This window comes from Deltaproteobacteria bacterium (assembly GCA_016210045.1).
Classification (GTDB): Bacteria; UBA10199; UBA10199.
The window spans coordinates 1-22,691 of sequence record JACQUX010000005.1; the positions used below are offsets into that span (position 1 = coordinate 1).

The window sequence follows — 22,691 nt, forward strand, 5'->3', positions numbered from 1 at the left end:
GATGATCGTAACGGGCATCTTCAGATCGTCGAATTTCATCCTGTAATATTAATCCCGCGTGCGGGACGGTTATTTTTAATGTCATGCCCCGGCATAACACATCCTAAATATATCGGCAATTACTTATGGCGTCGTGTATAGCAATAACTATATCCCCTCCATCCGGACCATGACCGACAGATTCGATACGAAGATCCACATGACTGCGAATTGTGCTCGCCGTCCCCGAGGTAGCAATTAGCAAATGCTTCCGGAAAAAATCCACCTTATCCAATAGGAACTTGGCAAGAATATCCTTACAAATTTCACTGGCCATCACAGCAACGCATAGACGATCCTTACTTTTTGCACGTTTCACAAGTAAAGACAGCCCTTCATGCGTTAAAACATTATCGAGGAATATCTCTCTCATCGCAGTGACACTATCTAACCCTACACGAGACTTTCCCTTGTTTATTGTCTTTCAACACAACATTGCTATCGGGAATCAGACTGAGAAAATTTAGCGTCTGATACAAATTCGTTCTCTGATCCCTCAACACCCTCTCAAACAGCGGTTCATTATCATAGTATTTCCAAAATGCGTCAAAGAACACCGTAACGCTAAATTTGGCTGGAAGCTTTGAAATTGCCGCCAAGTTCGCACCAGAGCTTGGTCCACCTGGAATTAACGTATGTAACCACAACAGACGACATGATTCCATTGCCTCCGCAGGCTTAACAACAACAAACTCATCGATGAGATCAGAGTCGACATTCGCAAAAATCTTTCCAACGCTGACACCCTCAAGTTGATGCCCTTCCGATGAAAGAGACTGCCCGCCGAAGGTGTGAGACAGCATGGTGTTGCCTTCAACGTCCACACCGATACACCGAATGTTTGGAAACGTTTTTTTCAACTCTCTGGCGATACCTGTAAACGTTCCTCCAGTGCCAACGGCACAAACAAAGTATGCCGGTTCTCGACCTTGACCCACCAAAACCTGAGCAATTTTTTTCCCAAGTGATTCAAAAGCTTCCGCATTGTATTGTGAATCTCCCTGGTCGATGAGACAACAATCAGCACCGAGTAATTCTGTCAACTTTCTGGCCCCCTGTACAGCACCTTCTACACCTTGGTGCTCCGGCGTTTCCACCAGGAAACCACCCAAGGCACTAATATGTGCCGCTTTCCCAAAACTCATCCCTGCCGGACGGACGACAATCACACGATACCCTAACAGTCGCGCAACAAACACAAGTGACGCTCCCCCGTTGCCGCTAGAATAGTCAACCAACACCATCCCTCGTTTAATTTTCCCATCTCGTTCCATTTTGCGAATGATATACAGATACATTCGATCTTTGTGACTTCCCGTGGGAGAATACAATTCGCACTGCGCTAAAAGAGGGCACTCTGTCAACGAATCAATGGCTTCTATCTCAAATGTTGGGGTCTGATCAACCATTGAGAGAAACCAACGCAATTTCGAATTGGGCTGATCTGCGGAAACTACAGGGGTAATATTGTCGTCCAGATTATTTATCTCTTCGGCAACCCGAGAAAGGCACGATCGCAACTGATCATTGTGAGCGTTCATACTCTATCTTCTCGGAACTTGAAACAACGCACCTTGCACAAGTCCATCCACCAGATCTGAAAACGAAATGCCATGGGCTTGCGCTGCCTCCGGAAACAAACTCGTAGGCGTCATGCCAGGAATAGTGTTGACCTCTAGGACGTACAATTGATCCTGATCGGTCACCACAAAATCCACCCGAGAAAGGTGTCGACATTCCAACACCCGATGCACTTGAATGGCAAATGTTTGTAATCGTTGTCTCATTTCTGCCGATAGCTTTGCCGGACAATCATGCACGCTCATACCGGGAGTGTAACGCGCCTCATAATCGTACCACTCTTTCTTCGCATGAATCTCGATTACCGGCAGTGCTATACACTCACCATCTTTCTCAAGGACACCCACTGTGATCTCTTTTCCAACAATAAATTCTTCCACCAGCGCATCCCCACCCAATGTCACTGAGCGTTCAATCGCCGGACGCAAGTCTTCTTCCTTAAATACTCGACTTGCCCCCAAAGCAGACCCTTGACGATTCGGTTTCACCATCAACGACGGACCACCAACATATTCGGCTATTTGTGCTAGAAAGGTCGTTAAGTCATCTCCAACATGAAACATCAATCCCTTTGGGGTTGGCACCTTCACAGCGCTCAACATTCGTTTTGTCACATACTTATTCATCCCTAAGGCACTGCCCAAAACAGATGAACCAACATAAGGGATCTCTAAAATTTCCAGCAACCCTTGCAGGCACCCGTCCTCTCCCAGCGGCCCGTGAAGCGCAGGAAAGACAACATCCACATTGGCATGCTGCAATACAATCGGAAGGTTTTTATTTAGTAGAAACTCGATAACGTCGTACCCAAGCCCACGCAAGGCCTCGGCAACACCGGCCCCCGTTACTAGAGACACATCACATTCAGGTGACGGCCCCCCCATCACAACCGCAACTTTAATCTTCATCCTCTCAGCCACTTATGCGCCCGTTACGATATATTTACCAACAGCACGGATCTGGACAGTCGTTGTAGTTGTAAACACCCTTGCGATCATTTCTCCCCGTGCCTTCGCCTCGCTCAATTTTTCGCAAGGCTTGGAAGATCTCCGATAAATCTGCTCTTGCCACCGGCTGACCTCTTTGAGGTTGCTGCACAGCACTCCCCTTCGTCGCAACAGAGCCCCTTTGTTTCCCTCCACCTGCTCCCCGGACATTATTCATATTGCCTCCTTTATGGCCACCAAACCGCACGGCGGAGCTATAATTCCGCCCCATTTTAAATAGCAAGCCCTATTTTTTGATGTGACACTTAATGAGGTACCCCGTGGCAAACCACGGGGCATCAGAGCTCGGCTCTGCCGAGCTATCGGTTAAACAACCGCAACGGCTCCCCTTGCAATGCTTTGCCTTGATTCCGCACATACTGCTCGACCACTGCCCAGTTCCCGCCTTCTCCAACCGTTTTCACATAATACCCATCACTCCAGAACTCCCCACCCCACAACTCGCGCTTCAGCCAGGCACACCCTGCAAACAATTCCCGCGCCACGATACTTTTGAACTCCCGCACCACCTCGCCAATGCTGTACTTCGGATGAAACGAACACAACAGATGGATGTGATTCATGTCACACCCTATTTTCTCAAACACGATTTCATAGCGCTCGCCAATCCCGACCGCAATCCGCACAATCTCCGCCTCAACCTCGGGCACCAACAAAGCTCTCCGATATTTGACCGGAAAGACAATGTAATAGGGCGTTTGAGACACACAATGCCACGAACGCTGGACCGTCGCTCCGTGACTGTACTTGAAAACCTACGGTTTTCAAACTTTCCCTCCACACCAAGGTCCGCGGCAAGCCGCGGGGAATAAATTTGAAGTCGTATCGACAAAAATTGCACCATCATTGACACCCTCTCCGTTTCGCCGGTAAAGAGACTGCATCATGAAACAGCGCAGGCGACGCCTCTCCGAATATGCCCCGGAAGAGCTGGAAGACCTTGAGAGAGAGGAGTGGCTCGATTCGTTGGATAGTGTGGTCGCCGAAAGCGGCGAAGCACGGGGTTCCTCACTCATCGAGGCCCTGCACAAGCACGCGGAGATGATGGGAGTCCGTGTCCCCTCCACCGTGACCACGCCGTACATCAACACGATCCCCAAAGAGGCCGAACCGGAGTTTCCGGGCGACTTTGCGCTCGAACGGCGGATTACGCGGATGATCCGATGGAATGCCATGGCCATGGTCGTCCGCGCCAATCGGCTGGCGAGCGGCATTGGGGGGCACATTTCGACATACACGTCGGCGGCGGTCCTCTACGAAGTCGCATTCAACCACTTCCTCCGGGGCCGCGACCACTCCTGTGGCGGGGATCTCGTCTTCTTCCAGGGGCACGCGTCGCCCGGCATTTATGCCCGCGCGTTTTTGGAGGGCCGGATCAGCGAGCGCCAACTCGAGAATTTCCGCCGCGAACTCGCCGATGGCGGTGGGCTCTCATCATATCCCCATCCCTGGCTCATGCCGAATTTCTGGGAAGTCCCGACCGTATCGATGGGGCTCGGTCCGATCATGGCGATCTATCAGGCCCGCTTCAAGCACTACCTGCAAGACCGCGGGCTCAAACCGCCCGACGACTCCAAGGTCTGGTGTTTCCTGGGCGATGGCGAAATGGACGAGCCGGAATCGCTCGGGGCCATCACGCTGGCGGCACGCGAACAACTCGACAATCTGATTTTTGTCATCAACTGCAATCTGCAACGTCTCGATGGGCCGGTGCGTGGGAATGGAAAGATCATTCAGGAACTCGAAGCCGCCTTCCGTGGCGCGGGGTGGAACGTCATCAAGGTCATCTGGGGACGCCGCTGGGACAAACTGCTCGAAAAAGATACCGGCGGTCTCCTCGTGAAACGGATGGGCGAAGTGGTGGATGGCGAATACCAGCGCTACAAGGCCACGGGTCCACAATGTGTCCGCGAAGATTTCTTCGGCGCCTACCCAGAACTCGCCGAGATGGTCCGCGACATGACCGACGAAGAAATCTGGAAACTCAACCGCGGCGGACTCGATACGTTTAAGGTCTTCTCGGCGTACAAAGCCGCGACCGAGCATCGCGGCGCCCCAACGGTCATTCTGGCCAAGACGATCAAGGGCTATGGTATGGGGGAGGCGGGTGAGGGGAAAAACATCACGCACCAGCAGAAGAAATTGAATGAAGAAGAACTGCGTGCCTTTCGGGATCGCTTCGACATCCCGATCAACGATGAGAAGATTGCAGACGCACCGTTCTATCGTCCCGCTGACGACAGCGAAGAGATCCGGTATTTGCGTGAGCGGCGCAAAATCCTCGGCGGCTATCTCCCGTCCCGTCGCGTCACGGCCTCGGCGCTCCCGCCACTCCCCGATGCGGCGTTCACGGAATTTCAGCACGGGTCTGACGGCCGCAATGTCGCCACCACCATGGCGCTCGTGCGCGTCATGACCAAATTGATCCGCGATCCGCAGCTCGGAAAATATATCGTCCCGATTATTCCCGACGAGGCCCGCACGTTTGGCATGGAGTCCCTGTTCCGCGAGATCGGCATCTATTCGCACGTCGGTCAGCTCTACGAACCGGTCGATGCCGAGAGCCTCCTCTACTACCGCGAGGCCAAAGAAGGCCAATTGCTCGAAGAAGGGATTACCGAGGCGGGTTCCATGTCGTCGTTTATTGCCGCAGGCACCGCGTACGCCAATCACGCAGTCCCGACGATCCCCTTCTTCCTCTTTTACTCCATGTTTGGCTTCCAGCGCATCGGAGATCTGATCTGGGCGGCGGCGGACATGCGTTGCCGCGGTTTTCTCGTGGGCGCCACGGCCGGACGCACCACGTTGGCGGGCGAAGGATTGCAGCACCAGGACGGACAGAGTCAGCTCCTTGCCTATCCGGTGCCGACGCTCCGGGCGTATGATCCGGCGTTTGCGTACGAAATCGCGGTGATTGTCCACGATGGCATTCGGCGCATGTATTACGATGGCGAAGAGTGTTTTTATTATCTGACGGTAGAAAATGAACCCTATCCGCAACCGGCCATGCCCGACGGGGTCCACGATGGCATTGTGAGAGGCCTCTATCGATTCCGCCCCTCCCCGCTCAAGAAACCGGTCGCGCAGGCCCAGTTGCTCGGGAGCGGCGCGATCATGAACGAGGTGATCCAGGCCGCCACACTGCTGGAATCCTACGGCGTCGCCGCGGACCTCTGGAGTGTAACCAGCTACAAGGCCCTGCATCAGAATGCCCTCGATGTGGATCGATGGAATCTCCTCCATCCCGCTGAGCCGGCAAGCACTCCGTATGTGACCGAGTGCCTCGGTAAAACTGAGGGGGTGGTCGTTGCGGCCTCCGATTACGTCAAGGCACTCCCCGAATCGATCGCCCGATGGTCCGGTCGTCCGTGGGTCTCGCTCGGCACCGATGGGTTTGGGCGGAGTGAGACCCGCAACGCGCTGCGCGATTTCTTCGAGGTCGATGCACGACACATTGCGTTTGCCACCTTGAGCGCCCTGGCCCGTGAGGGCGCTATCCCCATAAAAATCGTGGAGCAGGCGGCAAAAAAACTCGCGATCGATCCACACAGGACCAACCCCATCACGATGTAAGGGTCTGACCGGAAATGCCTGTGCTGTTTGCGAGTGAAGATCGGGCAAAGATGGTCCCAAGATGAGATGCCAAAATGAATAGGCATTTCCGGTCAGACCCTAACAGGAGAGGCTATGAAACAATTCTTGTTATTAGCAGCTACCTGGTTATTGGCACTGCCCACTTTATTTACCCTGAGTTTCTTCGGAAGAATTATTTTCGTGGGGCCCCACGGGCTCACGCCCGTGGCACCCTGGAGGAGGCTTCGCCTGAGCACGACACCCCCCGGACTAACGTCCGGGGCCCCACGATCCAGCGCGCACCGCGCGCGAGAGGGGGGGGGACCCAACGGGCTTTGCCCGTTGGGGGGGCAGTGGCGACGACCGAGTCCGGGCACCCGCGAAGCGGGTGGACGAGGAAGTACCCGGAGGCGGAGCCGCAGGGTACGTGAGCCCCTCCAATAGTTGAAGACGTGCAATCCGGAGATACGGGAGACATATGGTCATTTGTTTTTCTTTCCATCTTTACAACTCCCGGCTTGATACTAATGGGAAAATACTGGTGGCATAGACTCAAACCATCAAGAGAATATCCATGAAAAAACTGGTTCTAAAAATATTGATTATCGCAACCGGTGTTGCCTATTCTTCTTTTGCAAATGTTTCTTCAGCTTCACCGGCAATGTTGGATGGCAAGGGTTGCAATAGTTGTGAGACAATTTGCAATAAATCTGAGTCCAGAAGAAGGAATTCACTGCCACATATTCTCCCCGGAGGCTATCCAGAACTACAAGCAGGCAATGGAAGACGTAATGGCCAATAACATTTCTTTCGATAGGAGCCGGCCCCAATGAGCAAGATGATCATAGTAGGTACTGGAGCATCAGCGGCAATTGATCTATCAAGATTTCCCACGATGGACAATTTTTTCCAAGGAATTTTGGTTTGCGCAAAAAGTGATGAAGATAAAAGACTCATAGCAAACTTCCTCTCAATTCTGGATTATGAGCGCATTTTCACAAATAAAGACATCAAGTGTGAAAACTTAGCTGCACAATGGTCTCTATTTATGCCACCAAATCGGCTAAGCACCTATGATAATGAGTATAAGATCAACTTGAGGGATCGTTATCTGGAGGCCTTGCGAAACCGTTTTTCTAACAAGCATATAACAGAAAATCTCGAAATCTTATTGGATAGAAGTTTGAATGTCTCTTCTGGATCCTCTTTCTCCTCCACACTTTATATGCTGAATTGGTTGCTTGGATACCGAGATGTAGATATCGAGAAGAAATCTGATGACTTATATCACAAGTTATTTGATAGATTTATTGGGGATGAAAAACAATGTTCTCTTGTATCTTTTAACTATGATTTATTGCTGGATTGCTCTTTAATAAGCTGGTTAAAAAAAACAACAGACATTACGGATAAAGATATTAAAAGCTTGTTAACACGATGTGATTCCTTACAAGGCTTTCTCAATCCATCTGACATTTCGATTTTCGATCACAGTATTGGTGGTATATTTTCCCCAACACCATCTCCACAGGTGTTCAGCAATCATGGTAATGGCAATTTTTCTAGATTACGACTAATTAAACCGCACGGGTCATTGGCATTTACTAAGATCAATGAAAACAAGGAGACCTACCTTTTATTGAACGACGGCAATTTTGTTCCCTTTCCACCTGTTCATCAAGCCTTTGATCATCATGCTCGTCACTTACAGCCTCTGATTGTGCCACCTACTCAGAACAAAATTAAATCACATCCAATTCTTTTTGAAGCAGAACGGCATTTCATAGAAAAGCTTTCTAGCCCCGATACAAGAAGGGTCGTTGTCATTGGATGGAGTCTGCCTCCAACAGACAAAGATCATGACAACATAATTCGACAATGCATATCGAATCGCGCTCAACAAATTGAAGAATTAATCGTTATCGACCTGAAGCTAGAAAGAAAGGAAAAAGATCCACACTTTGATCGCATGGAGTCCATTTTCAGACCGAAAGTAGTTAAAAAATGTTGGGAAGGTTTCAACGAGGAATCAGTTGAAAGGTATATAATATGAGCCTCAACATCGATCACCTCACCGAAGCTGAACTCATCGAACTCAACCACAAGATCGTGGAGCGGCTGCGCCTGATGCGCCAGATCCGTTCGCACAAGGAGATGTTCAAATTCAAGATCGGCGACCGGGTGAGGTTTCATCCGTCGGGCCACGAACCCCAAACAGGCACATTGACCCGCTTCAACCGAAAATCGGTCACGGTCATCACCGATAATGGCGGCCACTGGAATGTGGCGCCGACGTTGATTGAATTGGCGCAGCCAAAGGATTCAGAAGAAACAGCGGAAATGCCGCAATTGAAACTTTTGGAATAGAATGGAATCATGATGCCGAAACGTAAAACACAATTGATGACGTTGAGGCCAACCAGGCCCGTAAAATCAGGGGCCCTCGTCCGTGACGTTCGCGCCCTGATCGAGCAGGCGCGCAAATATGTCGCTCGTTCGGTCACTAACACCCTTGTTGCCCTTTATTGGCGTATTGGAAAAAGGATTAGTGAAAAAGTCCTGCAGGGTAAACGAGCGGAGTATGGCGAGCGGATTATTTCGACGCTGTCGAAACAATTGTTGAAAGAATATGGGCGCGGCTACTCTAAACCCAATCTCTCCAGAATGATGGCTTTGCATGAGTATTTCCGTGACGCTGAGATTGTTTCGACACTGTCGAAACAATTGACCTGGAGCCATTTTGTCGAAATCCTGCCTCTTCGGGACCAACTCAAAAGGGATTTCTACGCCGAAATGTGCCGCATTGAAAATTGGGATGTCCGAACCCTGCGTAACAAAATAGGTGGCATGTTCTATGAGCGCACCGCCTTGTCCAAAAAGCCTGAAAAGCTTATCAAACACGAACTCAAGAAATTGAAAGCCACCAATCAACTCACCCCAGACTTGGCGTTTCGGGATCCTTATTTTCTCGATTTTCTTGGATTGAGGGGTGCTTATCAGGAAAAAGACCTGGAAGCCGCCATACTGCGGGAAATGGAAGCCTTTATTCTGGAGCTGGGTGTTGGATTCGCGTTCATGGAGCGGCAAAAGAGGATATCGCTGGACGGAAGAGATTTTTACCTCGACTTGCTCTTTTTCCATCGGGGACTGAATCGTCTCGTGGCAATCGAACTCAAGCTTCATGAATTCCGGCCAGCCGATAAGGGGCAGATGGAGTTGTATCTTCGATGGCTTGAGAAATACGAGAGAAAGCTCGGTGAGGATGACCCCATTGGGCTTATTCTTTGTGCAGGAAAATCCGACGAGCAAATCGAGCTTTTGCAACTGGGCAAGAGCGGCATTCGTGTTGCCGAATATATGACAGAGCTACCTTCGCGAAAGGTCCTGGAAAAGAAACTACATCAGGCCATTAAATTGGCCCGCGCAAGGCTGAAACCTGAAATGCTCCCCCTGGTGGACACATTGCGAACCGAGCATTTCCGCGAAGTGATGGCCTTTGAGCCGTTCATTCCTGCCATTCGCCAGTTATTGGCTCCACAAGCCGCTTAATTTCGGCTGTGGCGGGAGATATCTGCGTATCCGCTGGTAGAAGGGAATACCCGATAGTTTTGTATCCTCGGAGCCTCCGTTCGAACATCTTGCGCAGCATGGGAACCTCTTGGTCGACGTAATCGTAAACCTGTAGCAGATTTTTGCCATCGTGGGACCGGTGCAAACGCCCGACATATTGCTGAAGCGTTCCCTTCCAGGAAATAGGGATCACCAGAAACAGGGTGTCGAGGCGACTGTCATCAAACCCTTCGCCGATATAACGACCAGTGGCCAGGATCACCCGTTCTTCCGAATCTGGCAGATTGGCGATTTTTTCCTGTAGCGCCATGCGTTGTTTTTTCCCCATGCCGCCGCGCAGGACAATGACGTTCTTGGCAAAGCCCTTGAGTCTCGCCTCGAAGTAATCAAGATGCTCGGTTCTTTCGGTCAGAACCAGCGGTGAACGACCAGCGACGAGCGCCTTGAGCAAATCATCGAAGATCAGGTCATTCCTTTTCTGATTTTGGACAAGAGACCCGTAGATTTCCTGAATGGACATATTCTGATTTGCTTCCGGCAAGCGGTAGGACGTGTAGCGCGGGAGAACCACGTGCTCGAATTTGTTGAGATCGGAATGTTGCTTGGCCGTAGTCTTGAATCGTATGGGACCGCACTGCATCGTGATGATCGGATGATGTCCGTCTTTTCTGAAGGGTGTCGCCGTGAGGCCGAGGACGTATTTGGCCTTCACTTGTTTGAGAACCTGCTCGAAACTGAATGCCGAAACGTGGTGGCATTCGTCGACAATCACATGCCCGTATTCTGCAACCACGGGTTTGACCTCTCCATCTCTGTGAAGCGTCTGCATGGTCGCGATATCGATGACTCCGGTCGCTTTGGATTTCCCGCCGCCGATCTCGCCGATGGATTTAGGTGGCAGATCGAGAAACACGGTCAATCGCTCCTTCCATTGATCCATCAGTTGCTTGCGATGAACCAGAATCAGCGTATTGGTTTTTCGTTTGCCGATCATCCAGCCGGCCACCACCGTTTTTCCGAATGCGGTCGTGGCGGAAAGGACTCCGATGTCGTGCCTGGATAATTCGGCAACCGCCTCCTTTTGCAAATCCCTCAATTCTCCCTTGAATTTGACCGTGATTGGTTTTCCGGGAAAGCGTTCGTCGATTATTTCCGGTTTGATACCATGCTCCTTGAGTAGTACCAGAACCTCATTCAGACACCCGCGAGGGACGGCCACGTGATCGGGAAAATCGTTTCCGCACGAAATGATGCGCGGCTTATCGTAGGTCGAGAGCCTCATGGCCTGCGCACGGTAAAATTCAGGATTCTGGAACGCGGCGATCCTCAGGATGCGGTTGAGCATGGCCGTTGGCAGGCCGTTCTTCTCCACGTAAATCAGGTCGGCCTGCACGACACGGGCTTTCTCGGGGAATGGTCCCTTGATCTTCTGAGGCTTCGATTTCTCCCGCGATTTTTCCCAGGGCTTTGTCGCGGGCTCGTCTTCGTCAGCAACCAATTGGATCTCGCCAACTTCGCCATGAAAACCGACCGAGTCCAATAATCGGTGAATCAACATCTCATCGGTCTTCTTCACTTGGGCCAGAACGGTCCACGGATCCTCAAAGAAATTACCGTTGTCATCGATAAAGGTGCTGTTGCCGCGGCTTCGAGGATCCCTTTGCAAAGGCAACGCGATCAAGTTGCCAAAACCGCCCTTGGGCATAGTGTCTTGGCTCGGGAACAGTCGATCATAGGAATCGAGACCGACCTGGTGGCGCTTTTCCATTGCCTTCGTCAGCAGAAAAGACCCCAGCCGACGAGCCATGGATGCCGCGACGGGATGCTCGAAAAATATCCACACATGCCCACCCTTGCCGGATCGCGATCTTTCCAGAAGGGCATCAATTTCATGGTCGCGGCAAGTCTGGAGAAAGGTTCGTGCGTCATCAAGCCAGTTTTCCTTGTCGAAATCGGCGGCGACAAAATGACAGGTCTCGTTTTCGAGGAGCGGATAAACGCCGACCGTCTTTTTTCCAGCCAGGTGGTCGTAGATAACCTGGTCGGTGACAGGCAAAAAATTCTGACTGGGGCAATCCGAACATTTGACTCGGGGCTTTTCACAGGTTCCCTTGAGCCACTCATTGCCGCAGACAGGCGAGTAACCAGATCTTCCCGTTTTCTTGTTATCCCAGCGGGCAGGATAGACATCGTCACGCCCTCTGAAGAGCGAGCGAAACAAGCGAATCTTTTCTTCCACTGTCAGGTTTGAATTGGCTTCGGCAGGGATCGTATCGACGGCCGGTAATGGTTCTTGTTTCGGGGGCATCCCGAGTCTCTCGGAAAGAGCGCGGTTCTCGGCCTTCAGGCTTTCAATTTCTGCCAATGCCCTGGCAAGTTGCTGTTTAAGTTGTTCATTGTCGTCATTCATTTGTCATCAATTGGAGCCTGAAAATAGTTCTTTCAGATCTGAAAAGCCATTCAGTTTTTCGCCCTGCCGTATTCACCCTTGTGCAGGATACATTTCAAAATCTTAAAGAAACGCTGAATCAGTGCGACACCTTTGCCACCGGTGGCGAATTGAACGAGGCCGCCCACAATCTCCTCGGCTTCTTTGAACTCCTCCTGCAGATCGACCGTGAACAAAAGGAAAAACGTGATGAAAATCTCCGAAGTGAACATTCAATTCATCAAACCCGTTGATGGAATGCTCGGCTTTGCCAGTCTCGTCATTGATGACGCATTTTATTTGGGATCCATCGGGATTCACCAAAAGTTTAATGGCACCGGTTACCGCCTGACCTACCCAACCAAGAAAAGCCCGCTGAATAATCGCCCTATCTTCCATCCGATCAATCGCGAAATCAGTCAGGCCATCGAGCAGGCCATTTTCATGAAACTGAAGAACGTAATGAGCAAAGCCTATGATCGACACGATTGTGCTGACATTGCCTGAAGGCCACTTCAGGATTCTGGACTACGACAAGTTCACCCCCTCCGCTCGCGGTCTCTTTGAACCGCCGTTTTACAAACTCGGAAAGGGCGGTGTCATCCGTTGCATTCAAAACTCCACGAAGGAAGACCGGCTTCGTGGCCGTTATCGTCCAAGGCTCACGTTGACCAAGCGCGTGATGAATGGGCGGCTATCGGTCTCCCTACGGATTGAATGCTCGATTCCCAAGCTCCTGTATGGAAATAATTTCACCGAAATTGCCCATAAGGACCAGTTGCAAATCAGGACCAGCGACAGCTCCTTGTTCGACAATGGGTTAGCTGAAACTATGGGTCTGTTTTTTGCCCATTCTCCGGAAAATTCGGTTTTGTCAGCCGTGCACTATTCCAAGAACATCATCTTGCCCAAACACATCACCGCCTCGATGGTCATTTCGGAGCTGGGCAAGTTGAACCTGACCAAGCGGTTGGACCTCAACAAGACCGACTACCGTAACGAAGGCCACGCCGTTCGATTCCATGCCAATAGCTACGAAATAGTATTCTACGACAAGATCAAGGATTTGGAGCAAGCCCACATCAGCGAGAGACGCGCCGTCGAAAATGACAGCTGGATCCAGTCGGGAATGCTCAAGGATAGTGGTTTGCCGAAAGGGTTGGAGGTCCTGCGCATGGAGGTGCGCCTCAACACCCGACGGAAGATCAAAAGCCTGTGCGAGAAACTTGGGTTGCCGCCACCACAAACACTACGCGATGCCTTGCGGCCGGATATCGCCCAAACAATCCTTCTTCACTTTTGGGGCTTGATCGAACGGGAATTGAACGTCGTATCGCTGTCTCAACATAAACCGGAGGATCTATTTCAGGTCATGACCAGCGGTGGGATGAAGTCGGCAAAGACGCTTCAGGTTTTGGGCGGGCTGTCCCTGATTCAGTCGGTCGGAATTCGTGGCCTTCGGTCCCTTTTGGGGAAGACATCAAATCGGACATGGCAACGGCTCAAAAAGGCACTCGAAAACTACCCGATTTCGGACAGTCCAAAGGCCCAAGTGATGCGCCAAATCCGGGAATCATTGATTGAATTTTTGCCAATCAAACCTTGCAATGCTGGTGGAGCTATTTCTTTTGCTCAAAATCATACAGAAAGATGCCCTTCTGCACGTTTTCTCTGGCTTTCTGAAGGCAATCATCTTCGGTGATCTCCAGCGTCTCGGACAGAAGCAGATATTTTTTATGCAGTTGCAGAAAGTTGTTTTTAAACTCTTCTGGTGGCATTGTATTCTTCAAGGTTTCATTCAGGACATCGGCTTCGTGACGAAGTGAGGTAAACATTTTACCGGCATACTCGTGACGAATACTGTCGCGTTCCACACCCACCCACGATGCGACAGCCGGAATCAGACCACCAATGGCAGAAATAGCCGCTATCCATGAAGGCCCACCCATTGCCACTATAAAACCAGCCAAGCCCGCCATGAATGAAGGTACGACGACAAGCCAGAGCGACTTGGTGTGCCACTTTTTCGCACAGAAAAAATGGGCCTGTGCTGTGTAAAGGGAGTCTTCGGAGACTTTGCTGCAAGCCTTGCTCAAATCATCAATCATGTTTCCCCCTCGGAAAAGGAGAGCCAAAAAAATCACTCCATCGCTCCATAAGAGCCGTAGAATAAAACGTGTTACAAAGCGCGCGGGCATCTTGTGCCAGTTTCTTTAACCGGCCTTTGGTGAACAACTCCTCCAAGGGGTTCAGGCCTGACTCCACAGGCGGTGTGTGGCTTTCTAGAAATGACAGTTGCTTTCCCAAATTGTCGGCAAGTTTATCCAGAACAATATAGAGATGACGGGCATAACCCAAGTCTGTATTGAACAATTTGGCGAAGCGTAGGACATTCGGAAGATGCTGGGCGCAGACAATCTCTATGAAAAAGGATTTTATCGAAATTCCGTGGTTCCGCAAAAAGGCCTTTGTGATTTTTATGGCAGGGATGAGCCGACCATCCACATCTGAGGATTGATTCAGCTGGGTCAGGTATTCAGCATCATAATCGTAATCGGCCGGTTCCCAATTTCCGGTTGCCCCCACGACATAACAGGCAGGCCCCAAAAGACGCGGATATCGGCCGGACAGGTCACGATAACAGGGGATGAGTTCCACCGAGAAATCATCATTGTAGTCGAGAGCAATGGTTGGGGCATCAATACGGGGCCTCATCATTCGGTAAACCGCATTATCTTTCAGGGCATCCTGAACCGCTCTTAACGCATCGTTCGGCGTCACTCCCACTCCAGGAAAATCAGAATATCCAGTAAAATTTCCGAGGCAGACAATCACGTCCAGATCAATTCGATCACTCCCATCACCCGGTCGAATCTTGGTTTTCTTCCTGAAAGAGCCGACCTGCTTTACTTCCACATTCTGTAAACGGGACTCCAAGTGAGTTTTGATGGCGTCATACCGTTCGCTGGCCAGACGAACCCTGGTCGGATTCAATTCGAGCCGAGAAAGAAGGGTTGAGAAGGCTTCTTCAAGCGGTTTTTTGGTTGGCGTAAACATCTTTGGAATGGCAGGATTGAGGAACATTTCATTTTCTCCCGTAGGGTCTTTGGTTTGTCGGCTTCAGGGAAACCCCTTCCTGACTTGCTTTCTGCTGGACGGCGGCTGCCGTTCTGCCCAGCTTGAGCCCGATTACACGCGTTGGCGTGTTTTGTCCGGCGAGGGTTCGCAGTTGCGAGACTTCCGATGACCTCCATGATTTTCCCGTGTTTCTCGTGTACTTTGGCACATGTCCTCCTTTAGGATATTATTAGTGACACTTCAAAGTAGATAATGAAAAACACATCGATTGTCAAGAACACATTCCAGAAGTGTGTTTTATATTGACACCTGTGGAGGGCTGGTTTACAAGAGAAACATCATGGGTACCGTAGACAATCATTTTTACAAGCCTGTTGCCGATAAAATCAGGGAAGCCAGAAAATCCGCAAATCTCACCCAGAAAATGCTGGCGGGTACCATCGGTCTTACAAGGGCGGCCGTGGCCAACATCGAAAGTGGTCGACAGCAGATCCTTTTGCATACCCTGTACAACATAGCAGATGCTTGTCACACGGATCCCCTTAAACTGCTGCCAAAGATTGCGGCGACCCAGAAGGCGGACCGAAATGGCGATGCCCTGAAAAAGGAATTAAACAAAAAACTTCCGGCGCATTCAGCCTCCAAGATACTGAACCGCCTTAACAGGACATAAACCATGAGTGTAATTCAGGCAAAAAATGAGGCCAAAAAAATCTGGGAAACCCACATCGGTGAATACGGCAAGACCGATCCGGAAAGCCTGGCAAAAAAACTCGGTCTGAAAGTCGTGTATGAAAAACTGGATGATGAGGTTTCAGGTGTTCTTGTCCTGCAGGAATCAAGGCCCGTGATTTTCGTGAATGCCGAACAGCATTCAAACAGGCAGAGGTTCACGATTTCCCACGAGTTGGGGCATTACCTCCTTCACAAGCAGGAACAGGTTCACGTGGATAATGATTTTACGGTGGTTTACAGGAACACCAAGTCGTCAACCGGCGAAGACCTTCATGAAATCGAGGCCAACCAGTTTGCGGCAGAACTTTTGATGCCCGAAAAATGCGTTGGTCAATACATCGTTGACAACAAGGTCAGGGTGATTACCGAAACAACAATTGCAAATATGGCCGATTTTTTTGGTGTCAGTCTTCAAGCGATGACAATCAGACTATCAGCTATTGGGTTAATTTGAACGTGCCTATGAAGCAAAGCATCGAATAGTAGAGTACTTCCAAAAAGGCGGATGCTATGGAAAATGTTATGAAATTAAAGAGTCAAACGCTTAAAACATCTAAAGCTCAGATCCTTTCAATCGGAAAGGGAACGATTATTCAAGATGATTGTCTTAATGTACTGGCACAGTTTGATGAAAATTCTATTCATGCGATTGTTACAGACCCTCCATATGGAATAAAAGAATACGAAGAATCTGAGCTTCAAAAGTTGTCAAGTGGCAGAGGTGGTGTATGGCGCATACCACCTTCTTTTGATGGGCATATAAGATCGCCGCTCCCTAGATTTACTGCACTTAATGACAGAGAAAAAAACAAGTTGGTCACTTTTTTTTCTGAATGGGCGAAAGCCATTTCGCGAGTGTTAAGACCAGGCGGCCATATTTTTATTGCAACAAACTCCTTTATTGCTCCAATGCTCTATCAGTCCTTATCGAAGGGGGAACTTGAATTCAGGGGACAGGTGATACGCATTGTGAGAACATTACGAGGTGGAGATCGGCCTAAAAATGCCGAGGAGGAATTTCCTGGTGTTTCTTCAATGCCACGTGGTTGTTATGAACCGTGGGGGTTGTTTAGAAAGCCATTATTGGCAGGTATGACTGTGAGCGATTGTCTGAGAGAATTTGAAACTGGGGGAATACGAAGATATGCTAATGAAAAACCCTTTGAAGATTTAATCTTTAGTGAACGCACTCCCCGTGCTGAAAGAGAAATAGCAGAACACCCGAGCCTAAAACCTCAATCTTTCCTAAGGCAAATTGTTTATACTGCTCTGCCTCTTGGAAAAGGGAAAATACTAGATCCGTTTATGGGATCAGGGTCCACGATTGCTGCTGCCAATGCACTAGAACTTGAATCCATTGGAATCGAACGGCATCTTGATTATTTCCAACTAGCATGTAGGGCAATTCCAAAACTAGCCAGTGTTGCCGTTGAAGAAATAGAGGACAGAATTGGTACAGGTCAACAAAGTTTATTTCTCAATGAGACCAACTTAATTGAAAACAACTCTACCAATAAGCATATATTTAATTACGCGGGAGCACGATAAATCCAATTCGCTTTCATTTTTTCATAACCGCTGCGAGTCACGCTGGCAGTAATTGTGCGCCGACTTGTTTCCGATCTACCTGAGAATTTCCAGTCATCTTTCGTTAATTGTGCTCCTAAGACTTGAGAAAACCGAAAGGGTTTTGGCAAGCCACCCTGTAACTCATCCCGAGAACTGTTGGCATCAAAGGCAAAAACCAAAAGCCATACTTCTTCTGGATTATGCCCTTGCCAACCACTCAAGTGCCGAGAGGCTTTTACTTCAATTCCATCTTTTGCATGTAAAACTGCATCATCGGCAAAGACGCCGAGAGGAATAAGATCTGGGTGCCCATTGTGGTATTTGTTCTTTATCAAACCAGGACTGTATTTAGGAATTGTCATCGCCATGAATTCGCCTACTAGACTGCTAAAATTAGCCGGCATCAAAAATGATTCAAGTCGTGGCATTGAACGTGAGTGCAGTTGCTTATTTATAAAGCCGAGGAAATCAATAAAATCATTCATGGCAGCGCAAATATGTGAAACGGTACAGCCATACGGAATGACAGCATCCTTGTTCAGGCAAGCTGCATCAACAAGCAAAGGATTACACGCTTGCTCCTCGAGTTTTGAAAGATCATTGGTCATAATTTGAAGGGAGTTACATACTTCTCCTTTGAAAAAAGGTAAAGAATTCTAATCATTCATCCCCATTACCTCATTTCTTTCTGGATCCGGCGAAGTCCATCCACCCAGTTTCACCCAAAAGCGTATTACATCCTTAAGAGCGTAAAAGAAGAGGTAATGCCGCCCTAACGGCCCGACATCTCAATGGATCTGAGAACTTGCTATGGTGGGCACAGGAGCCCAACATAGGCAACAGAACGACGTAATGAAAGGAGCCCCATGAACGCCATCATTCTCGCCCGCGTATCCACAAAAGAACAAGAAGAAGGCCACAGCATCGATGCCCAGGTTGCGCGATTGCATGAATATTGCCAGCGAAAACAACACAAGGTACTCAAGGTCTGTCGCGTGATCGAATCCTCCACTCAGGGAGAGCGCAAGGAATTCCAGAAAGTCATCAACTTTGCCAATGCACAAAAGGAAACGGTCGCGATTGTCATTGATGCGGTGGACCGCTTTCAGCGACGATTCAAGGAAACAGTGGATCTCGATGGCCAGCTTCGCTCCGGTAAAATCGAGCTCCACTTCAACCGCGAGAATCTCATCATCAACCGCAACTCCACGGGCACACAGCATCTCATGTGGAACATGTCGGTGCTCATGTCCAATTCCTACATTCTGAATCTGAGTGATAACGTGAAGCGCAGCCTCAATCACAAAGTCAAAAACGGCGAATGGATCGGTAAGGCGCCACTGGGTTACATGAATGAACCCGATCCCGTTACCGGTAAAAGAAAAATTGTTCTGGAACCGGAAAAATCCTTCCAGGTTCGGCGAGTGTTCGAAGAATACGGCACCGGTGGCAAATCAATCCGCGAGGTGGCGGCCCTTGCCAAAAAATGGGGGCTCACTGGTTACAAGGGACGGCCACTCACGACAAGCCTTGTTCACGCGCTCATTCAGAACCCCTTTTACTACGGTGCCATGCGGGTAAAGGGGGAAGTATTCCCCGCCATCCACGAGCCGCTTATTTCTCAGGAGCTTTTCGACCGCTGTCAGGAGATTCGGCTTGGCTGGAAGAAAAAACCGTTCAAATATTCCGACAAGCCCTTCGGGGCCTCATCAAATGCGCCCACTGTGGTTGCACCATCACCAGCGATTTGAAGAAGGGGAAATACGTTTATCTTTTCTGCACCAAATACAGAGGCTCCTGTGCCAACCATCGTATTCGGGAAGAAGTCGTCGTGGAGCAAGTTCGAGACATCTTCAAAAGTTTCCAACTTCCTGAAAATGTCCTCGATGCAATCAAAAATCATCTCAGCGCCTCAGCCAACTCCAAAAAAGTTTATCACGAAGAGGCCATTGCCCGGATCCGTCGGGATTACGACCTGATCCAGAAGAAACTCGATGCCCTGCTCGATATGCGCCTCGAAGGGAGTATTACACGGGATGAATACGACAAAAAGTGCACGCAGTTGAAGGAGCGGCAGTACGCGTTGAACGCGGAATTATCAGCCCATACCAAGGCCGACGAAAGCTTTAATATCACCGTCTCCACCTTGCTAGACTTGGCCTCGCGAGCCTACGATTTATTCGAGAGTTCGAAAGTCGCCCAAAAGCGGGCTCTCATCAACTTCACACTTTCGAACCTGCGCTTAAACGGCGCAACCCTTGAATATGAAAAGAAGAAGCCGCTCTCCCTGTTCGGAAAAACGGCTTCTTGTTCTGAAATGCTCCGCGGACAGGACTCGAACCTGTGACCCGGTGATTAACAGTCACCTGCTCTACCAACTGAGCTACCGCGGAATTTCGACCGGCGGGTGTCTGGCGTTGTTCCCCCCGGTGCGAGGGGTCCTGGTAGTGAATTTCGCGGCCGGTGTCAATTTCGAAGCCGTAGTGTGTGATTCGGCGTCGAGTGGGGGAGTGGGGCGTTGGGGTTGCGGGTTGAGGTCGTTGAGGGTTAAGCCATGGATGATGAATTGTCGCATCGATCCGGCTCGCGAAATGGCCCGGGGGCAGTTGGCGTGGCTGTTGGTGAGTAGTGGGGTGTCGGATTTGGGGGATTGGTTGTCGCTCGTGGCGTTGATGGTTCTTGGTTACGAGCGGACGGGGTCGGCGTTTGGGATGAGTACGATTCTGTTGGTCCGTTCGCTGCCGACATTGCTCTGCGGGGTCGTGGCCGGTCGGGCGGCGGATCGGTATTGTCGGCGGCGCATTATGGTAGTGGCCAACGCCGTGCGCAGTCTTGGGATCAGTGTCCTCTTTTTTACGCAAGCGATGCCGGTGGTGTATGTCGTGACTGGCGTGGTGGCGGCGGCCGGGGTGTTTTTTCGGCCGGCGCTGGACGCGGCGGTACCGAACTGCGTGGCGCCGGAGCGGCTGCTGCGCGTGAATGCGTGGTTGGGGGCGGGGCGGATGGCGGCGATGGTGCTGGGGCCGGCAGTTGCGTCGTTCTGTATTGCGGCGTTTGGTGTGGGGACGACGTTTCTGTTGGATGGGATTTCGTTCGCATGTTTCGGGCTCGTGCTTGCGCTGATCCGCTTTCCGTCGCGGCGCGCGTCGGTCGGTGCAAGTGCGGCGCAGGGAATGGCGAAATGTGGGGCGGGGTGGCGAGCGTGGTGCGCGAATCGAGTTGTCTTGGATTTCCTCGTGATGTCGGCCGTGGCGTTTGCGGCGATGGGGGCGTTGGGGACACTGGAGTTGGTTTTCTGTGTGCGCGTGCTGCACGTCGATGCGCATACGTATGGTGGCTTAGTGGCCGTTGCCGGATGCGGCGCGGTCGTGACGACGCTGCTGTTGCGGCGACTGGCGCCGCAGCGGGCCGCGATCTGGTACTCGGTGGGCATCGCGTTGTTTGGGGCAGGCATCCTCGGCTTCAGTCTGCAGACCGTGTTGTGGGCGACATTGCCGTTTCTGCTGTTGGAAGGGGCCGGAGAGGCCATGTGGAATGTGGCCGGGCGGACGGCGATACAATTGCAGATCGACGACGTGCAGCGCGGATGGGCGATGTCGATCTGCAATATGGTGGAGCGGAGCGGCATTTTGTTCGGGATGATACTCGCGGGCGTGTTGGCTGAACGAGTGGCCGTGCAGTCGCTGTTGACGGCAGCGGGGATCGTGGTGCTGCTGATGTGTGTTTGGCGTCTGGGGTTTCGCATGCGCGCGTGAGGATTTATTGATCGATGGCGGCGAGGGCAATGCTTACCGGGTAAGCATCGTCAATCGGTATCTGGAGTGGCGGGGGCGCGGCGGGGTCTCGGGATTTTCCTTTGGTTTTTCGCTGTGTGTGTTAGGGACGCCGCACTATGCCTCATTCCTTGCCCACGGAGCACGCGGTTCCGACGACGCAGCAGACCTTTGCGGAATTGGGGGTCTCCGGGCCGATCTTGAGTTGTCTCGACAATGTGAATTTCGTCCATCCGACGCCGATTCAGGCGGCCGTGATTCCGACCGCGTTGCAAGGAAAGGACGTGATCGGTTGCGCGCAGACGGGGACGGGAAAAACGGCTGCATTCGCGATTCCGCTGGCGGAGCGGTTAGGCCACGGCGATCATGTGCGCGGATTAATTCTCTGTCCGACGCGTGAATTGGCCATGCAGACGCAGGCGTTCTTGGAGTTGTTCGGGGAAAATCATCACCTGACGTCCGTGGTCTTGATCGGTGGCGTCAAGATCGGCCCGCAGCTGCGGGCCTTGCAACAGCGGCCCGATATTGTCGTCGCGACGCCGGGCCGCTTGTTTGATCACTTGGAGCGGAAGTCGGTGCGGTTGGAGCGCGTCACGGAGTTGGTGTTCGACGAAGCGGATCGGATGCTCGACATGGGATTCCTGCCGCAAATCGAAGCGATCATGCGGCATGTGCCGAAGACGCGGCACACGATGATGTTTTCGGCCACGATGCCGTCGTCGGTGGAGCGGATGGCGCATCGGTATTTGCACGAGCCGCAAAAGATCATGATCGCGCCGTCCGGCACGGCGGCGGCGGGAATTGAACATCGGCTCTATTTGGTCGATCCGCTGCACAAGTTGAAGGCCATGGTCGCGCTGCTGAATGAAGTGCCGGGGAGCACGCTCGTTTTTGTGCGGATGCGGAACGATGTCGATTGGATGGCGCGGGCGCTCAGTGTGCAAGCCGGAGTGACGGCGGAGCGCATGCACGCCGATCGGAATCAGAACGAACGCGAGGCGGCGTTGGCCGCGTTCCGCGAAGGCAACGTGCGCGTCTTGGTGGCCACGGATTTGGCTGCGCGCGGGCTCGATGTGCCGGAGATCGCGCATGTCGTGCAGTACGACTTGCCGGAGCAAGCGGAGGATTACATTCACCGCGCCGGTCGCACGGCGCGTTTCGCGTCGAAAGGAATTGCGTCGGCGATTGCCACGTGGATGGATAAAGTGAAGATCGGGGACATTGAGCGGCTGTTGGGCAATCCGCTGCCGCGTTGTACATTGTCGACGATTCCCGCCTGGATCGACGCCCCGGCCAAGTCGATCGCGCGTCTCCGGCCGCGGATGCGTCGTCGCTAAT

At 51.3% G+C, this 22,691-nt stretch carries 22 protein-coding genes and 1 tRNA gene; 14 read left to right on the top strand and 9 right to left on the bottom strand.

The annotated features are described in order from the left end of the window. Window positions 1-422: 422 nt before the first annotated feature. The 3 genes from HY696_00875 to tnpA form a co-directional block, all read right to left on the bottom strand. Window positions 423-1,580 carry a cysteine synthase family protein gene (locus HY696_00875; GenBank protein ID MBI4236954.1) on the bottom strand — a complete coding sequence of 386 codons (1,158 nt, stop codon included), beginning with the start codon at window positions 1,578-1,580 and terminating at the stop codon, window positions 423-425. A 3-nt stretch (window positions 1,581-1,583) separates the two neighbouring features. After that, window positions 1,584-2,528, bottom strand: a complete 945-nt coding sequence (locus HY696_00880) for a D-alanine--D-alanine ligase (GenBank protein ID MBI4236955.1) — start codon at window positions 2,526-2,528, stop codon at window positions 1,584-1,586. A gap of 398 nt (window positions 2,529-2,926) precedes the next feature. Then, window positions 2,927-3,334, bottom strand: coding sequence for an IS200/IS605 family transposase (gene tnpA, locus HY696_00885; protein ID MBI4236956.1), 408 nt, complete (start codon window positions 3,332-3,334; stop codon window positions 2,927-2,929). Between the two features lie 178 nt (window positions 3,335-3,512). Between tnpA and aceE the strand changes: the two genes are divergently transcribed. The 5 genes from aceE (at window position 3,513) to HY696_00910 (ending at window position 9,749) form a co-directional block, all read left to right on the top strand. Then, window positions 3,513-6,200 (top strand): pyruvate dehydrogenase (acetyl-transferring), homodimeric type, encoded by a 2,688-nt coding sequence (aceE, locus tag HY696_00890; GenBank protein MBI4236957.1) that lies wholly within the window; start codon window positions 3,513-3,515, stop codon window positions 6,198-6,200. 574 nt (window positions 6,201-6,774) lie between these two features. Further along, window positions 6,775-7,002, top strand: a complete 228-nt coding sequence (locus HY696_00895) for a hypothetical protein (GenBank protein MBI4236958.1) — start codon at window positions 6,775-6,777, stop codon at window positions 7,000-7,002. Between the two features lie 27 nt (window positions 7,003-7,029). Then, window positions 7,030-8,253, top strand: coding sequence for a hypothetical protein (locus tag HY696_00900; protein ID MBI4236959.1), 1,224 nt, complete (start codon window positions 7,030-7,032; stop codon window positions 8,251-8,253). Then, entirely contained in the window at window positions 8,250-8,567 is a 318-nt protein-coding gene (locus tag HY696_00905) for a hypothetical protein (GenBank protein MBI4236960.1), read from the top strand. Before HY696_00900 ends, HY696_00905 begins: the two co-directional genes overlap by 4 nt. 36 nt (window positions 8,568-8,603) lie before the next feature. Then, the gene (locus HY696_00910; GenBank protein MBI4236961.1) at window positions 8,604-9,749 is read left to right on the top strand and encodes a DUF1016 domain-containing protein; all 1,146 of its coding nucleotides are present in this window, start codon (window positions 8,604-8,606) and stop codon (window positions 9,747-9,749) included. Here HY696_00910 and HY696_00915 read toward each other — a convergent pair. After that, window positions 9,706-12,180, bottom strand: a complete 2,475-nt coding sequence (locus tag HY696_00915; protein ID MBI4236962.1) for a DEAD/DEAH box helicase family protein — start codon at window positions 12,178-12,180, stop codon at window positions 9,706-9,708. The two genes, HY696_00910 and HY696_00915, sit on opposite strands and share 44 nt — an antisense overlap. Before the next feature lie 50 nt (window positions 12,181-12,230). Then, window positions 12,231-12,395: a hypothetical protein gene (locus HY696_00920; protein ID MBI4236963.1), complete on the bottom strand. Its 165-nt coding sequence runs from the start codon at window positions 12,393-12,395 to the stop codon at window positions 12,231-12,233. Window positions 12,396-12,408: 13 nt separating this feature from the next. Between HY696_00920 and HY696_00925 the strand changes: the two genes are divergently transcribed. Both HY696_00925 and HY696_00930 read left to right on the top strand, forming a co-directional pair. Further along, on the top strand, window positions 12,409-12,705 hold the full coding sequence (locus HY696_00925; GenBank protein MBI4236964.1) for a septation protein SpoVG family protein: 297 nt from the start codon (window positions 12,409-12,411) through the stop codon (window positions 12,703-12,705). Then, on the top strand, window positions 12,674-13,900 hold the full coding sequence (locus HY696_00930) for a hypothetical protein (protein MBI4236965.1): 1,227 nt from the start codon (window positions 12,674-12,676) through the stop codon (window positions 13,898-13,900). The genes HY696_00925 and HY696_00930 overlap by 32 nt, the downstream gene beginning before the upstream one ends. Here HY696_00930 and HY696_00935 read toward each other — a convergent pair. After that, the gene (locus tag HY696_00935; GenBank protein ID MBI4236966.1) at window positions 13,818-14,306 is read right to left on the bottom strand and encodes a hypothetical protein; all 489 of its coding nucleotides are present in this window, start codon (window positions 14,304-14,306) and stop codon (window positions 13,818-13,820) included. The two genes, HY696_00930 and HY696_00935, sit on opposite strands and share 83 nt — an antisense overlap. Further along, entirely contained in the window at window positions 14,299-15,282 is a 984-nt protein-coding gene (locus HY696_00940; GenBank protein MBI4236967.1) for a hypothetical protein, read from the bottom strand. The genes HY696_00935 and HY696_00940 overlap by 8 nt, the downstream gene beginning before the upstream one ends. Window positions 15,283-15,616: 334 nt before the next feature. Here HY696_00940 and HY696_00945 point away from each other — a divergent pair, with 334 nt between their 5' ends. The 3 genes from HY696_00945 to HY696_00955 all read left to right on the top strand — a co-directional run bounded on the left by HY696_00945 (window position 15,617) and on the right by HY696_00955 (window position 17,559). After that, on the top strand, window positions 15,617-15,949 hold the full coding sequence (locus tag HY696_00945) for a helix-turn-helix transcriptional regulator (GenBank protein ID MBI4236968.1): 333 nt from the start codon (window positions 15,617-15,619) through the stop codon (window positions 15,947-15,949). Window positions 15,950-15,952: 3 nt separating this feature from the next. After that, window positions 15,953-16,465 carry an ImmA/IrrE family metallo-endopeptidase gene (locus HY696_00950; GenBank protein MBI4236969.1) on the top strand — a complete coding sequence of 171 codons (513 nt, stop codon included), beginning with the start codon at window positions 15,953-15,955 and terminating at the stop codon, window positions 16,463-16,465. Window positions 16,466-16,533: 68 nt separating this feature from the next. Then, the gene (locus HY696_00955) at window positions 16,534-17,559 is read left to right on the top strand and encodes a site-specific DNA-methyltransferase (GenBank protein MBI4236970.1); all 1,026 of its coding nucleotides are present in this window, start codon (window positions 16,534-16,536) and stop codon (window positions 17,557-17,559) included. On the opposite strand, the gene HY696_00960 is transcribed toward HY696_00955, so the two are convergent. Next, window positions 17,541-18,188: a hypothetical protein gene (locus HY696_00960; GenBank protein ID MBI4236971.1), complete on the bottom strand. Its 648-nt coding sequence runs from the start codon at window positions 18,186-18,188 to the stop codon at window positions 17,541-17,543. The genes HY696_00955 and HY696_00960 overlap by 19 nt on opposite strands. A gap of 258 nt (window positions 18,189-18,446) precedes the next feature. Between HY696_00960 and HY696_00965 the strand changes: the two genes are divergently transcribed. Together HY696_00965 and HY696_00970 are read left to right on the top strand one after the other, a co-directional pair. Then, the gene (locus HY696_00965) at window positions 18,447-19,331 is read left to right on the top strand and encodes a recombinase family protein (GenBank protein ID MBI4236972.1); all 885 of its coding nucleotides are present in this window, start codon (window positions 18,447-18,449) and stop codon (window positions 19,329-19,331) included. A gap of 80 nt (window positions 19,332-19,411) precedes the next feature. Then, window positions 19,412-19,927, top strand: coding sequence for a hypothetical protein (locus HY696_00970; protein MBI4236973.1), 516 nt, complete (start codon window positions 19,412-19,414; stop codon window positions 19,925-19,927). Here HY696_00970 and HY696_00975 read toward each other — a convergent pair. Continuing rightward, a tRNA-Asn gene (locus HY696_00975) sits at window positions 19,901-19,973 on the bottom strand. The genes HY696_00970 and HY696_00975 overlap by 27 nt on opposite strands. A 165-nt stretch (window positions 19,974-20,138) precedes the next feature. Here HY696_00975 and HY696_00980 point away from each other — a divergent pair. After that, window positions 20,139-21,335 (top strand): MFS transporter, encoded by a 1,197-nt coding sequence (locus tag HY696_00980; GenBank protein ID MBI4236974.1) that lies wholly within the window; start codon window positions 20,139-20,141, stop codon window positions 21,333-21,335. 137 nt (window positions 21,336-21,472) lie between these two features. Next, complete coding sequence (locus HY696_00985) at window positions 21,473-22,690, top strand: DEAD/DEAH box helicase (protein MBI4236975.1); 1,218 nt, start codon at window positions 21,473-21,475, stop codon at window positions 22,688-22,690. Window position 22,691: the final 1 nt, after the last annotated feature.